At 39.6% G+C, this 14501-nt stretch carries 12 protein-coding genes; 2 read left to right on the forward strand and 10 right to left on the reverse strand.

The genetic code is table 11. The annotated features are described in order from the left end of the window. Positions 1 to 58 precede the first annotated feature (58 nt). The 7 genes from ACFOU2_RS12260 to cyoE all read right to left on the reverse strand — a co-directional run bounded on the left by ACFOU2_RS12260 (position 59) and on the right by cyoE (position 6724). A complete protein-coding gene (locus ACFOU2_RS12260) occupies positions 59 to 517 on the reverse strand; it encodes a DUF420 domain-containing protein (protein WP_377915495.1) in 459 nt (152 codons plus the stop codon). Between the two features lie 30 nt (positions 518 to 547). Beyond that, a complete protein-coding gene (gene ctaG / locus ACFOU2_RS12265; protein ID WP_377915497.1) occupies positions 548 to 1456 on the reverse strand; it encodes a cytochrome c oxidase assembly factor CtaG in 909 nt (302 codons plus the stop codon). A 236-nt stretch (positions 1457 to 1692) separates the two neighbouring features. After that, a complete protein-coding gene (gene ctaF / locus ACFOU2_RS12270) occupies positions 1693 to 2025 on the reverse strand; it encodes a cytochrome c oxidase subunit IVB (protein ID WP_377915499.1) in 333 nt (110 codons plus the stop codon). 4 nt (positions 2026 to 2029) lie between these two features. After that, complete coding sequence (locus ACFOU2_RS12275; RefSeq protein WP_377915501.1) at positions 2030 to 2653, reverse strand: cytochrome (ubi)quinol oxidase subunit III; 624 nt, start codon at positions 2651 to 2653, stop codon at positions 2030 to 2032. After that, entirely contained in the window at positions 2653 to 4521 is a 1869-nt protein-coding gene (gene ctaD, locus ACFOU2_RS12280) for a cytochrome c oxidase subunit I (RefSeq protein WP_377915503.1), read from the reverse strand. The genes ACFOU2_RS12275 and ctaD overlap by 1 nt, the downstream gene beginning before the upstream one ends. A 40-nt stretch (positions 4522 to 4561) precedes the next feature. Further along, on the reverse strand, positions 4562 to 5620 hold the full coding sequence (gene coxB / locus ACFOU2_RS12285; RefSeq protein WP_377915505.1) for a cytochrome c oxidase subunit II: 1059 nt from the start codon (positions 5618 to 5620) through the stop codon (positions 4562 to 4564). Between the two features lie 168 nt (positions 5621 to 5788). Beyond that, positions 5789 to 6724, reverse strand: coding sequence for a heme o synthase (gene cyoE, locus ACFOU2_RS12290; RefSeq protein WP_377915507.1), 936 nt, complete (start codon positions 6722 to 6724; stop codon positions 5789 to 5791). A gap of 600 nt (positions 6725 to 7324) precedes the next feature. On the opposite strand from cyoE, the gene ACFOU2_RS12295 reads away from it, so the two are divergent. Further along, entirely contained in the window at positions 7325 to 8263 is a 939-nt protein-coding gene (locus ACFOU2_RS12295; RefSeq protein WP_377915509.1) for a COX15/CtaA family protein, read from the forward strand. Positions 8264 to 8416: 153 nt separating this feature from the next. On the opposite strand, the gene pyc is transcribed toward ACFOU2_RS12295, so the two are convergent. The 3 genes from pyc to ACFOU2_RS12310 form a co-directional block, all read right to left on the reverse strand. After that, positions 8417 to 11866: a pyruvate carboxylase gene (gene pyc, locus ACFOU2_RS12300; protein ID WP_377915511.1), complete on the reverse strand. Its 3450-nt coding sequence runs from the start codon at positions 11864 to 11866 to the stop codon at positions 8417 to 8419. Positions 11867 to 11940: 74 nt separating this feature from the next. After that, positions 11941 to 13146 carry an FtsW/RodA/SpoVE family cell cycle protein gene (locus tag ACFOU2_RS12305; protein WP_377915513.1) on the reverse strand — a complete coding sequence of 402 codons (1206 nt, stop codon included), beginning with the start codon at positions 13144 to 13146 and terminating at the stop codon, positions 11941 to 11943. A 331-nt stretch (positions 13147 to 13477) separates the two neighbouring features. Continuing rightward, entirely contained in the window at positions 13478 to 13759 is a 282-nt protein-coding gene (locus ACFOU2_RS12310; RefSeq protein WP_377915515.1) for a YlaN family protein, read from the reverse strand. Between the two features lie 160 nt (positions 13760 to 13919). Between ACFOU2_RS12310 and ACFOU2_RS12315 the strand changes: the two genes are divergently transcribed. Next, positions 13920 to 14417 (forward strand): peptidyl-prolyl cis-trans isomerase, encoded by a 498-nt coding sequence (locus tag ACFOU2_RS12315; protein ID WP_377916382.1) that lies wholly within the window; start codon positions 13920 to 13922, stop codon positions 14415 to 14417. Positions 14418 to 14501 lie beyond the last annotated feature (84 nt).

The raw sequence follows: 14501 nt of genomic DNA on the forward strand, positions 1-14501 counted from the left end.
CAACAATAAAAAACGCCCCTGAATCCGCCAGAACAGAATCAAGAGCAATGGATATACATTAAAACCCTAAAATAGCTTTAATAACAGAAGTGGTTTCACCGCCGCGATAGAAGATATAAAGCAGTAAATAAACAGCTATGCCTGTGATAGCTGTAAAAAACCAAATAATACTTGTGATTGGTCCTATTTTCTTATGCTTAATTAACTGATTTTTATATCCTGTCAATAGTGTGACAATTCCAAAAACGGCGCCTATTGTTGCAAGGAAAATATGGAAAATCAAAAACAGTGTATAATAAATTTTTAGATGATTTGGTCCGCCAAAACTTGTGTTCCCAATGAAAACTGTTCTAGAAGCATAAATAATAAAGAAAATAAGAGCAAAAATAGCAGCCCAAAACATCGTTTTTTGGTGAGCTTCAATTTTCCCTTGCTTTATTAAATACCATCCAATTGCGACAGTGATGGCGCTTAACACTATGAAGCTTGTACTAATCGTTGGTAAAATTGGTATCATCGCTGCATCCTTTCTTTTTATATGGATTTCTTATACTTTTAGACGTGGAGAAATCTCATTTCTTTGCAATTCCATATCATCTTTTTCACGCTCTTGCTTTGCCCATTGAAAGAAAATATACGCCAACATGGTTCCGTACACTAGCTCCTGAATAACTTTCATGACGATGCCGCCAAGCTGTTGATCTTCCACTAATGGAAGCATATTAAACATTTCAGGCCCAATTAAGCCCAAATTAGATAACATATCAGGGGATACGCACAGTGCTAATGCGTTTACCCAGGCTTGTGGATCTGTATATGTTGCATATAATGGAGCCTTGGCAAAAATAATAAGGGCACAGGCAGGGGTTAGCAGAATGCCATCACCGAAAATGTAGCCTACTTTCTTAATAGGCGTCAATGTTTGATGCTCCGGAAATTGGTTGAGAAGCGGCCACCACATGAAAAAGGAAGCAATGAAAATCACAATTGTAGCAAGTGAATGGAAAAAGGTATTTGTTTTCATCACATCAAAAATCAAAGGAACATGGTAAAGAGAAAATACTCCATTAAAAACCAATAAGGCTATCAATGGCTTTGTAAAAAAAGAAAATATTGGCTTTATCACATTGTTATCGATTACATAACGTAAAAGCCAATCCGGCAATCCTAAAATCATCAATGGTGTTATCACTAAATATAAAACGGCCATTTGTGTCATATGTGCACTAAACATGATATGGGACAAAAGGTCAATTGGCGATCCTTTCACAACATATAAAAGAACCATACTCGTGACAAAAAATATTTTCGTTTTTGTTTCAACCGGTGCACTGTTTTTAAAATATGATCGCAAGTATCCGATTACATTAAAATAAAGAGCTATAAGTCCAACGACAAAAATAAGAAACAAAGGACTCCATAAAGCTTGAAAACCGAAAATTTGTAGATTTCCCATAAAAACATCACCCCAAATTGTCAGTGACCGATTGATTTTATTATACATAAAAAGCTTTAAGAGCGGCAATGAAACATTAAAAGAATTTGTAGAACGGGTAAAAAGACACCCGCTACACAAATTCTTCCGAAGCTGACTTTTCCATTTTTATCGGAACACCGTTAATCTATATGCTAAAGCCCACCACGGAAATAAATTTAATGGAGCTGGCAAAAATGCCAACTCCATGATTTTTATCACCATACGATTGTGACGAACGTTAACACTGTTAATAATCCAACAAGTACACCTGAATATAAGAATAGCGATGGAACTTCATGGCCTTTGTGGCTCATATGCATGAAGTAATAAAGTTGGAACAGTAATTGAACGACAGCAAGAAGTACGATAAACGGTACTGTGAACCAGCCGCTGAAATCTTCGTTCCATACTGCAAAGAACGCAACAAGCGTGAGGAAAATCATGAGCGCAAAGGCGATTACTTGCATTTTCATGTCTTCAGCATTCTTTTTTCTGCGATACTCTAAATCAACTTTTGGGTTCGCTGAATTTGAATGATTTGCCGCCATCAGTTTATCCCACCATTCCCATTAAATATACAACTGTAAAGATAAATACCCAAACAACGTCGATAAAATGCCAGTAAAGGCTCGCTACGTAAAATTTAGGTGCATTATATAGGTTTAGACCGCGTCTAGCATTTCGGATCATTAAGGTCAAAATCCATAATAGACCTAATGCCACGTGTCCTCCATGGAAACCGACTAACGTATAGAATGCCGAGCCAAACGCACTGCTTTTAAATGTATGCTTATACTCATGTACATAATGATTGAACTCGTAAATCTCTAACCCCAGGAAGCCAGCCCCCAGTAACACAGTAACCCCGAGCCAAAGCATCATTTTAGAGAAGTTGAAGTTTTTCATATGATACATTGCATACACGCTTGTTAAACTGCTCGTTAATAAAAGCATCGTTGCAACAAATGTAAGCGGCAGCTCAAACAAGTCTTGAGTTGTCGGACCGTTTGCCGTATGGTCTTTCAACGCTAAATACGTAGCAAACAAAGAGGAGAATAATACAGTCTCGCCGCCAAGGAACAGCCAAAATCCTAGAAACTTATTTTTACCTTCGAGGGTTGCTTTTTCAGGCGATGCCGGAAATGTTTCAGCTGTTAATTTTTCATTTAATTCCATTATGCCTTAACCCCCTTGTCATCGTCTTTTAATAAATCTTCTTTATGAATATGATATCCTAAGTCATCAATCCAAGAACGCAAGAACATGGATAATAAAGTAATGAATAAACCAATTACACCTACAACATCGCCCCATGCGGCATCGTTGCGATGTAAGAAACCATATGCAGCTACAAACAATCCTAATGACATGACGAAAGGTATAAATGAATTGTTTGGCATGTGAATATCTCCAATTGGTTCTGCAGGAGTCATGCCTTTTTTGCCCTCCATTTTTTCTACCCATAAAGCATCTAAACCGCGAACAAGCGGAGTTTGCTTGAAGTTGTATTCAGGTGGCGGAGAAGCGATTGCCCACTCTAATGTACGTCCGTCTCCCCAAGCATCTGCTTGTGCTTTTGGTCCGTTAATGCTTGTTTTAATTACATTGATGAGTAATATAATGACAGCAGCTGCCATAAAGAAAGCACCGATGGAACTGATTAAGTTTCCTGTTTCTAATCCTTGGCCAGGCAAAAACTTCCAAATGCGGCGGGGCATACCCATTAAACCAAGGAAATGTTGAATAAAGAATGTTAAGTGGAAACCGATTAAGAATAACCAGAATGTCATTTTACTAAGTGTTTCATTTAACATGCGGCCGAACATTTTTGGCCACCAATATGTCACACCAGCCAAGATCCCAAATACTACCCCGCCTACAATTACGTAGTGAAAATGGGCAACAACGAAATAGCTGTCATGGAATTGATAGTCAGCAGGAGCTGCTGCGTTCATGACACCTGTTACTCCACCCATAACGAATGAAGGAATGAAGGCTACAGCATACAGCATTGGGGATGTAAATTGAATGCTGCCGCCCCAAAGTGTTAATAACCAGTTAAAGATTTTAATACCAGTCGGTACGGCAATCGCCATTGTAGCAACTGCGAAAATCGCGTTTGCAATCGGTCCTAAACCTGTTGTAAACATGTGGTGGGCCCATACCATGAAACCTAGGAAACCGATTAACACTGTCGCAAATACCATGGATGAATATCCGAAAAGACGCTTTCTTGAGAATGTTGCAAAAATTTCAGAGAAAACTCCGAACGCAGGAAGTACAAGTATGTATACTTCAGGGTGTCCAAAAATCCAGAATAAGTGTTCCCAAATAATCGTGTTACCACCTAGAGTCGGGTCAAAGAAGTTTGAACCGAATAGGCGATCAAAAATCATTAAGAATAAGCCAACTGTTAATGGCGGGAATGCAAATAAAATTAACGCCGAAGCAACAAATGTTGACCAAGTGAAAAGCGGCATGCGCATGTAGGTCATACCGGGTGCACGCATGTTAATGATCGTTACAAGGAAGTTAATCCCTCCGATTAACGTACCCGCACCGGAAATTTGCAGTCCTAATGCATAAAAATCAATACCATGACCAGGTGAATTTAATGATAAGGATGCATAAGATGTCCAACCAGCATCAGGCGCTCCACCCAAAAACCATGATAAGTTTAAGAAAACACCACCGAAAAAGAATAACCAAAAACCTAAGGCGTTTACAAATGGAAACGCTACGTCACGCGCGCCTATTTGAAGTGGCATGACCGCGTTCATTAAAGCAAATAAAAGTGGCATCGCAGCCAAGAAAATCATTGTTGTTCCGTGCATTGTCAAAATTTCGTTATACAGACCTCCGCTAACGAAATCATTATTCGGAACCGCAAGCTGGATACGTATGAATAAAGCTTCAAGACCACCTAGGAGGAAGAAAAATCCTCCGGCAATTAAGTAAAGGATGGCGATTTTTTTATGGTCTACTGTTGTTAAGTAGTCCCATATTACAGCTCCAGCTCCCTTTTTCTGAGTTAACGTACTCACGGTTTTACCTCCCTTTTATAAAGCTCCCCAAGCTGACAGATTACTGAAGTTTAAGAGACTCTAAATACTTTGCTAATTGATCGATCTGCTCATCTGACACTTTATAAGTCCCAGTCATTTTGTTCCCTGGCTTAATGGCTTCAGGATCTTTTATCCAAGCTTTAATGTTCTCTTCGTTGTGTTCTAAAACACCGGCAACGCGCTCACGATCAGCGAATCCAGCTAAGTTAGGTGCTTGACGGGCTTGTTCTGGGCGCTGATCCTGCGCTTCTACAGCATGACAGCCGATACAGCTTTGCTTGAAAACCTCTTCACCTGCTTTTGCATCCGCATCAGCTACTTCAGGCTTCGCGGCCTTCATATCCTTCACCCAAGCATCAAATTCATCTTTTGGTAGCGCTTTTACTTTAAAGTCCATTAAAGCGTGTGATGGACCGCATAATTCAGCACACTTACCATAAAACACGTCGTCTACTTCTTCAGCTTTTTTGGAATCGAAGACTAACCAGAATTTGTTTTCACCCTCTGTGTTGGTATCCATCTTTCCTCCCACGGCCGGAATCCAGAATGAGTGTTTTACATCGGAAGCCTTAAGTTTGAAGTAAACTTTTTGATCTGTTGGTACGACTAAATCTTGAGATGTTATAATTTTCTGATTAGGATACTCAAACTCCCACCAATATGCATTGGAACGTACATTGATCACAAGTGCATCGCTTTTTTTGGCATCCATCTCTTTTACATCTGCAAGTTTAAACGTATAAGCTACCGTTGGAACTGCCAAAATAATTAATAAGAGAATAGGAATAACAGTCCAAATTAGTTCTAGCTTGTGACTTCCTTCCACTTGCTTTGGAATGAAGTTTTCGTCCCCTTTGCGACGACGGAACCGCACTACTACATAAATAAAGATAATGGTAACGACAATAATAACGAGTACCATGATCGCAGTGCTCAGCAACAGTAAGTCGTACTGCATGCTTGCTACTTCACCAGCTGGCTGTAACGTTGATAAAAACGGTTTACCACAGCCGGCTAATAAAAGCGCTATCATGCTAAATAAAGACATGACTCGCCATTTCGGTAGCCAGTTTTTCATAGCTTATCCAAACCCCTCTTTCATTGATGTGTAAATTCCTTCTATATTAATTCTACTTAGAAGAAATTCCTTAAATTAAGGCAAGGCAATGTTAGAAATTATGTATTTCGCCCATTTTCAACAAGTGCTGAAAATGAGCGGCAAGTAAATTATGTCATTTAACAAAGCCTAAATTAAAGTAGCAATCACCATCGCGACAAACATAATGGTTAAGTAATTCAATGAGTATACAAACATCATTGTCGCCCATTTTGTATCTTCCATTTTTTTGTATTTTAGTATCCCAAGCCCTAACCAGCCTGCATTAAGGGCTGTAGCCAATACTAAAAAGATCGGACCTAAAGCATGCAGATAAAATGGAAGCGGCATTAAGCAAGCAATCCAGACTAAAATTTGTCGCTTTGTTATTTCAAAGCCGTGAACAACCGGCAACATTGGAATCCCTGCTGCTCGATATTCCTCACATCGTCTCATAGCGAGTGCCAAGAAATGTGGTGGCTGCCAAATAAACATGATTAAAAATAGTACCCAAGCAACAATATGAAGATTGCTGTCAACAGCTGCCCAGCCAATTAATGGAGGAACAGCACCAGATACACTTCCTACTACAGTGTTGATAGTATATAAACGCTTAGACCACATGGTGTAAAAGAAAACATATGTAACTACACCAACTAAACCAATAAGTGCAGCTGTTACACTCGTAATCATAAGCATCAATAAGCCGGTTAAAGTAAAACCTATTCCCATTAGAAGAACTGTTATCGGATTGAATCTTCCTGTTACTGTCGGTCTTCCTTTCGTGCGTTCCATCAAATGGTCAATATCACGGTCCACATAGTTGTTTAAACTGCAAGATCCCGCAATGATAAGTGCAGTACCGACCATGGCAAAGAAAACAAGATCCAACGAATCTAAAAAACCTTTCCCGTTGAAATATAACGCGAGCCAGAAACCGGTGAACGCTGTAATTAAATTAGAGTTTACAATCCCTATTTTTATTGTTGCCAAAAAATCTTTCCATACACTTGTTTGTTCTATTGAATGAGGACCATTGTCTGAAGCGGCTAATGTTGTTTCCTCTAATGCCCTCGTGTCATTCATCGTATTTCCTCCTTTACCCTTCATCCTTTAGTCATCTCTCTAATCATTTACTCATATTATCATAGTTTAAGATTAATTTGAAATACGTTTTTACATCCCGCTGGATGAAGGCGTTTCCAAGGTTATCTCATAAAAAAGCAGTACCAAAAATTGTATACTACTATACAATATTAGAACATGTTTCTCGTGTATATTAAAACACATTTTTCGGCAATTTTGTGAATAAAATATGAAAAATATATGTATTTTTTTTGTCCCTTCTCTGAAAAGACCTTTTATTGCTTGCTTCTTTCGATATTTTAAATTTAAAATAATGAAATGCGGAGAGTTGGCCGTATTTATATTATTTCTATAAGCAGAAACTTTAAATGGACTTTTTTCTACTCGGAGCAATCAATTCTGACATATTTTGATGTGTCGTGATTCCATTTTTTACTATAATATCAAAAAATTCTCTTTCTGAGTGTATATTTCAAAAAATATTAATTTTTTTCTCATTTGTCCCTTTATATTTATTGATATAATAAGAATGGTTCGTACAACCAATTTTTTTGGTTTTTATAAAATAAATTGAATGGTCATATAGGATGGTGAAATAGATTGCAGCGTGGATTAAAATTGTTAGCAGTTGCTACATCAATCGTCATGCTCCTCATTTTGTTAGGAGGTGCGCTTGTTACTAAAACAGGTTCTGGAATGGGTTGTGGAAAATCCTGGCCGCTCTGTCACGGTGAAATCGTGCCGAGCGAGATTACTCCGGAACTTATTATTGAATTAAGCCACCGCCTCGTATCAGGTGCTGGTGGCCTGCTTGTTTTAGCCTTGTCTGTTTGGTCATGGATCGCAATAAAACATGTGAAGGAAGCTAAGTTTTTATCCTTTATTTCGTTTTTCTTTTTGCTTCTTCAGGCATTAATAGGCGCAGCCGCTGTTGTATGGGGACAATCAGACGCTGTATTGGCTTTACACTTTGGTATTTCCCTTATTTCATTTGCATCGGTTTTTCTGTTAACTCTACTAATTTTTGAAGTTGATAAAAAGTTCGATGCTCACTCCATGGTACTTGATAAAAAAATGAAATTTCATATTTACGGTATCATTATTTACAGCTATATCGTCGTATATACGGGTGCATTAGTACGCCACACAAACGCAAGCCTTGCTTGTCCGGATTGGCCGTTTTGCGCAAAAACCCGTTTCTTCCCAGTTCAATTGCATGAATGGATTCAAATGGGACATCGCTTGGCAGCTAGTTTGATATTTTTCTGGATTTTGATTGCCTTTATTCATGCATATAAACACTACCGTAATCAAAAGGTCGTTTATTACGGTTGGATGATCGCTTTCATCCTTATATCTTTACAAGTTGTTTCTGGGGCATCTGTCGTGTTTACGCGTTTAAATTTATTTGTCGCTCTCTTACATGCTCTTATTATTTCTTGTTTATTTGGCGTGTTAAGCTACTTGACACTCCTTTCAACACGGAGCAAAAAAACAGCTGGACAAAGCGAACGTAAAACAAAAACACAAGCTTCATAATAAATAAAGGGACATGGCTTTGTGAGCCATGTCCCTTTATTTATAAACTTATCCAAGCTATACCAGAATTGAAAAGCCCTCGATAGCATAAAAGACGAAAGCCAAGGTCCTTTTTCCATCAATGCAATGTGCAGTTAAAAAGAAATCTTTTTATTATTTCGTTAGCTCAACCAGCAAGTCCCCTGTTTGAATCGCATCTCCGTTTTTCACAAAGATATCTTTTACGACACCTGAAAAAGGCGCTTGAACAGTTGTTTCCATTTTCATTGCTTCCGTAATCATGAGGTGGTCTCCCTTAGATACCTTCTCTCCTTTTTCCACAAGCAATTTCAATACTGTTCCAGGCATTGAGGCACCAATATGATTCGGGTTGCTGCCGTCAGCCTTTGTTCTTGCCTGAACGGTTGTTTTAATACTTTCATCTTTAATCATGACTTCACGTGGTTGGCCGTTCAATTCAAAGTAAACGATACGTGTACCATCTGCTTGTGGTTCACCGATCGAAACAAGTTTGACGATTAGCGTTTTTCCTTTTTCAATCTCTACTTCGATTTCTTCTCCAAGACGCATTCCATATAAGAATGTTGGTGTATCAAGTACTGAAATGTCTCCATACTGCTCTACCGTTTTTTGATATTCCATAAATACCTTTGGATAGAGGGCGTAGGCAATAACTTCATGACTTGTAACCGGACGATTCAACGTGTGGTAAAGCGTTTCTTTAATTTCTTGGAAATCTGTTGGTTCTAGCAGCTCTCCAGGACGAACAGTAATTGGTTCTTTTCCTTTTAAAATAATGCGCTGAAGCTCTTTCGGGAATCCGCCATGCGGCTGACCTAAATAGCCTTCAAACAATTCGACGACAGAATCAGGAAAATTCAATGTGTCCCCGCGCTCATAAATATCGTCTTCAGTCAAATTATTTTGAACCATATACAACGCCATATCTCCTACTACTTTCGAAGACGGTGTTACTTTCACAATGTCACCAAATAAATGGTTCACACGCGAATACATATCTTTTACTTCTTCCCAGCGATCTCCTAATCCGACAGCTTTCGCTTGCTGCTGCAGGTTACTGTACTGACCTCCCGGCATCTCATGAACGTACACTTCCGTATGGGGGGCATTCATGCCGCTTTCGAAATTGTGATAATACTTGCGGACATCTTCCCAGTATTGGGAAAGCTGTTCTAATCCCTGAATGTTCACTTGCGGCTTGCGTTCATTTCCTTCTAATGCATAGTAGAGCGAGTTAGCACTTGGCTGTGATGTTAATCCCGCCATTGAACTCACAGCTACATCTACAATATCTACTCCCGCTTCAATCGCTTTTGCATACATGAACAAACCGTTGCCGCTTGTATCATGGCTGTGTAAATGAATCGGAATGTCAACCGTTTCTTTTAAAGCAGAAATCAGGTCATAAGCAGCCTGTGGTTTTAATAAACCGGCCATATCCTTGATTCCTAAAATATGAGCACCTGATGCTTCTAATTCTTTGGCCAGCTCTTTATAGTAATTTAAATCGTATTTTCTTCTTGTCGGATCTAGAATGTCCCCTGTATAACACATTGCCGCTTCTGCAATCTTGCCGTTTTCCCGTACTGAATCGATGGCCAGCGCCATGCCTTTTACCCAGTTTAAACTATCAAAAATCCGGAAGACATCAATCCCTGCTTGTGACGATTTTTCCACAAACTCTTTGATCACATTGTCCGGATAGTTTTTATAACCAACTGCATTCGAGGCACGAAGAAGCATTTGGAACAATACATTTGGCATTTCTTTGCGTAATTTTATCAGGCGGTCCCAAGGATTTTCCTTCAAGAAGCGATAAGACACATCAAATGTTGCTCCGCCCCACATCTCCATTGAGAATAAGTTCGGCAATATGCGCGCCGTTGGTTCTGCGATGTGCATGAGATCATTTGTACGCACCCGCGTCGCTAACAATGATTGGTGGGCATCCCGGAATGTTGTGTCCGTTAATAGCACCTCTTTTTGCTCTTTCACCCATTTTACAAGCCCTTCGGCACCTTCTGCATCTAAAATTTGTTTCGTGCCGTTTGGGATTGGTTCAGAGTGTTTCACTTTCGGCAAATAAGGTTTGTTCCATACAGGCTTTTTCTTTTTGCCGATGCCGGGGAATCCATTCACCGTTACGTTTCCAATGTATGTGAGCATTTTCGTACCACGGTCCTTGCGTTTCGGAAATACAAACAGCTCTGGTGAGGAATCGATGAATGATGTGTCATACTCCCCTTTTAAGAACTTCTCATGCTTTACAACATTTTCAAGGAACGGGATGTTTGTTTTAATACCGCGAACACGGAACTCTTTTAAGTTTCTTACCATTTTTGCTGCTGCTTGATCAAACGTCAATGCCCACGTTGTCACTTTAACAAGCAGTGAATCATAATACGGTGTAATAACCGCTCCCTGAAAACTGTTTCCTGTATCAAGACGTACACCGAATCCGCCGCCTGAACGGTAAGCCATGATTTTTCCTGTATCAGGCATAAAATTATTTTGCGGATCTTCTGTCGTTACACGTGATTGAATGGCATAACCATGAACAACAATATCTTCTTGCTTAGGAATTCCCACTTCATCGCTATGTAAAGAATGACCATCAGCAATTAAGATTTGGGATTGTACAATGTCGATGCCTGTAATCATCTCAGTGATCGTATGTTCTACCTGCACACGAGGGTTCACTTCAATGAAGTAAAATTTATTGTCAGCCACAAGGAATTCTACCGTTCCTGCATTTATGTAATCTACATTTTTCATCAGGTGAACGGCTGCTGCGCAAATTTCTAGGCGCAGCTTTTCAGATAGAGAGACACTCGGAGCTACTTCCACTACTTTTTGATGACGTCGTTGTACGGAGCAGTCGCGTTCATACAAATGAACAATGTTTCCATCCTGGTCCCCCAAAATCTGTACTTCAATATGCTTTGGATTTTCCACAAACTTCTCTACATATACTTCATCACTGCCAAATGCAGCCTTCGCTTCTGATTTGGCACGTTCATACGACTCTCTTAAACCAGCCTCGCTGCGAACGATGCGCATACCTCGTCCGCCCCCGCCAAGAGCCGCTTTAATGATGATCGGGTAACCATGCTCCTGTCCAAAAGCTTCCGCCTCTTCAAGGCTTGAAATAGGGCCGTCACTGCCTGGAATGACGGGGATATGCGCTTGAATAGCTTGATGACGCGCTTTTACCTTATCCCCGAACACATCCAGGTGCTTTGATTGTGGGCCGATAAAAATGATTCCTTCATCTTCGCAACGTTTTGCGAATTGGATATTTTCTGACAAAAAACCATAGCCCGGATGTATGGCATCGACATCATGCGCTTTTGCAATCTCAATGATGCTTTCGATATCCAAATAAGCTTCAATCGGCTTTTTCCCTTCTCCTACTAAGTAAGCTTCATCCGCTTTATAGCGATGATAGGAGCCTGAATCCTCTTTTGAGTAGATAGCAACTGTCCGAATATTTAATTCTGTACAAGCCCGAAACACACGAATGGCAATCTCGCCGCGGTTAGCAACAAGTACTTTTTTGATTTTCTTTGTCACAAAGCTCATGCTATGCATCCCCTTTCCAACTCTATTATAACCTTAATAATATATATAGAACGATGGGGAAAATCCCCATCGTTTTACACGTTTGGATTCAAAGGAACAGAATTCCCTTTTGTAGCAGTCAATTTTTGTTGCTGCGAGTTTGTTTGTTTCTTGTCTTTTCGATAATTGACAAACATCGAAATATTGACCACCATTCCCATGGAAATCATTAATAAAACAAGGGAAGAACCCCCGTAACTGATGAATGGAAGCGGAACACCCGTAATAGGGATTAAACCTGTTAATCCACCTAAATTGACAAACGCTTGAATGCCAATCATGGTTCCAATCCCAACGCAAATTAAGCTGCCGAACGGGTCATCACATTTTTTAGCTAACAAAAGCGTTTTAGCCACAATAAAGAACAACAACAGCAAAACAACAGCTACTCCGAAGAAGCCTAGTTCTTCAGCAATAACAGCCATGATGAAGTCCGTATGGGATTCAGGGAGATAGCCGTATTTTTGAATACTTTCTCCAAGCCCCAATCCTTTCACTCCTCCAGAACCAATGGCTAAATAGGAATTAACGAGCTGATATCCCGCATCTTCGGCATGCTTAAAAGGATCGCTTGCCCCTGTAAAACGGGACAACCGTTCTTCGGAAACATAGCCTGTTAACTTGCCGATTGGCAATCCTACAAGAACCAGGGCCAGTCCAAAGCGGACGAGTTTAAAAAAACTCTTTAGATTGATTCCCGAACAGGACATAACTGCAGCTGCAATCACGCCAATCAGCATAGCTGTTCCAAAGTCCGGCTGCGCGAGAACAAGGCCGAGAATGAATAGCGTTAATCCAATCGGTCCCAAAAAAGCTTGCCGGAAATTGTTTATGTATTCCTGCCTTTTGGATAAAACCATTGCTAAATACATGGTGATGCCAAGTTTGGCAAATTCCGCAGGCTGCAAATTAGCAGGTCCAAGCTGAAACCAACTTTTGGCGTTACCTGCGGTATGGCCCAGTACAAATAGAAAGATTAAAGCAGCTACTATTGTGACGATGCCGTATGGAATAATTTTCAGATAGATTCTATAAGGAAGGATCATTGTCAAGAAAAAAAACAAAAAGGCAACAACAAGCCACGCTTTTTGACGATTGTAAAAATAGTCGTACGGTACATCGTATCGCGTCACACTTGTAACCATACTAGCACTGTAAATCATGACAAGCCCAATGGCACACAAACACAAAATCGCAATAATAATTGAATAATCGTAGTAGCGGAACATTCTTTTAAACATCTTACCTCTTCCTTTACACATCCATTTTGGAAGGTATGAAGCAACAAGACTGCCACTTCTATCTTACTATATTTTCTCTATTTTTTGTTGATAATCTTGTTATAATTATAAATAAAAGCGCATAAAATATTTTTTATGTATATGAAGGTGCATAAAACCTATTTATTTAAGCTTCGCTGCTAGAACAGAGATACATAAAAGGGGAGCATCCACACTAAACATGGCAGGCCTCCTCATAAGGTTAAATGCATGTTCCTTCCACATTCAACCTTATGAAAAAACTCAAACTAATAAATGTATAGTTTGAGTTAAACTAAATGCATGTGCGAGTTCATTTTTTTGTAAACGCTTCATGTAAAGCGGATAATTCCCGTTCAAGACGATCAAGCAATGCTTTGCCTGCCTGCTCTTCAATTAGCCCTAAGCGTACAGCAAAATCAATCTCCCTCGATAATCCGAACATTTGCGTATCTAATACTTCTTCATATAACGGACATTGAGGCATCGTCAGATTATCCATTTGAACTCGAATAAGCTTTAAAATTTTATCAGCATCTGCCTTTAGGAGTGCATATGCTTTGTCACGATGATCTATTGTAATCTCAGGCGTCAAAATCAGTCCCTCCGTTCCCGAGCAAATTCCTGATTCTATCTTTAAATAATATCGTTAAACTGTTGAAATTGCAAGAAAAAAACGGACACTCAAATGGTGACATCTCTCTATAAAGTCTTTATACTTAATAGTGATTCGGGGAAAGGGAATGGTGACAAACATGGAAAATATTCTACACATCAAAGGCAATGTAAAATTTACCATTACACTAGATCCAGGGGTTTGGATTTTTGATGACCGTAAAGTGGATTTGGACACATATTTTTCGTCAAATACGGAAAAAGAGGATGAACTGTCCGCCTATACAAAAAGCATTTCAGCTCACTGGGATCGGGAAATTCGAGAAGGGGCAGTCTTCCCTCCGACATTAAAAACGGAAAAGAAGTTTGAAAAAGAAAAAATCATTAACGGTTCGTTTGGCATTCCATTTAAACACTTTTTAAAGAACGCTGAACCGAAAGAGGATGCGTCTATGTGTATCATAGAAACTGAGTACAATACCTTGGAAGTACCGCTGCAAGAGGCATACACGTTTATCATAGGATTTTCCAAAAACGGCAAGCCCCTTAAGGAAGATGGTCCTGTCTGCGTTTATTTTGGTGACGGTTCCAACGTAAATGAACCGATTACACATGTCCGGGGATTTACGATCAAATAAAGAAGCTAATTAAAAGTCATGGCGCCTCCGCCAATTAATGGAGGATATTCTTCAGAAGAGGATGTCCGACATGCCCGTCTTTTA

This window comes from Bacillus songklensis (genome assembly GCF_042649685.1).
Taxonomy (GTDB): domain Bacteria; phylum Bacillota; class Bacilli; order Bacillales; family Bacillaceae_H; genus Bacillus_BA; species Bacillus_BA songklensis.

Bases quoted from the DNA above. Each gene is read 5' to 3' on its own strand.
- cyoE (WP_377915507.1), bottom strand. From the start codon at position 6,724: ATGAATGACACGAGGGCATTAGAGGAAACAACATTAGCCGCTTCAGAC.
- ACFOU2_RS12260 (WP_377915495.1), bottom strand. From the start codon at position 517: ATGATACCAATTTTACCAACGATTAGTACAAGCTTCATAGTGTTAAGC.
- ctaF (WP_377915499.1), bottom strand. From the start codon at position 2,025: ATGGCGGCAAATCATTCAAATTCAGCGAACCCAAAAGTTGATTTAGAG.
- ACFOU2_RS12275 (WP_377915501.1), bottom strand. From the start codon at position 2,653: ATGGAATTAAATGAAAAATTAACAGCTGAAACATTTCCGGCATCGCCT.
- ACFOU2_RS12305 (WP_377915513.1), bottom strand. From the start codon at position 13,146: ATGTTTAAAAGAATGTTCCGCTACTACGATTATTCAATTATTATTGCG.
- ctaG (WP_377915497.1), bottom strand. From the start codon at position 1,456: ATGGGAAATCTACAAATTTTCGGTTTTCAAGCTTTATGGAGTCCTTTG.
- ACFOU2_RS12315 (WP_377916382.1), top strand. From the start codon at position 13,920: ATGGAAAATATTCTACACATCAAAGGCAATGTAAAATTTACCATTACA.
- pyc (WP_377915511.1), bottom strand. From the start codon at position 11,866: ATGAGCTTTGTGACAAAGAAAATCAAAAAAGTACTTGTTGCTAACCGC.
- coxB (WP_377915505.1), bottom strand. From the start codon at position 5,620: ATGAAAAACTGGCTACCGAAATGGCGAGTCATGTCTTTATTTAGCATG.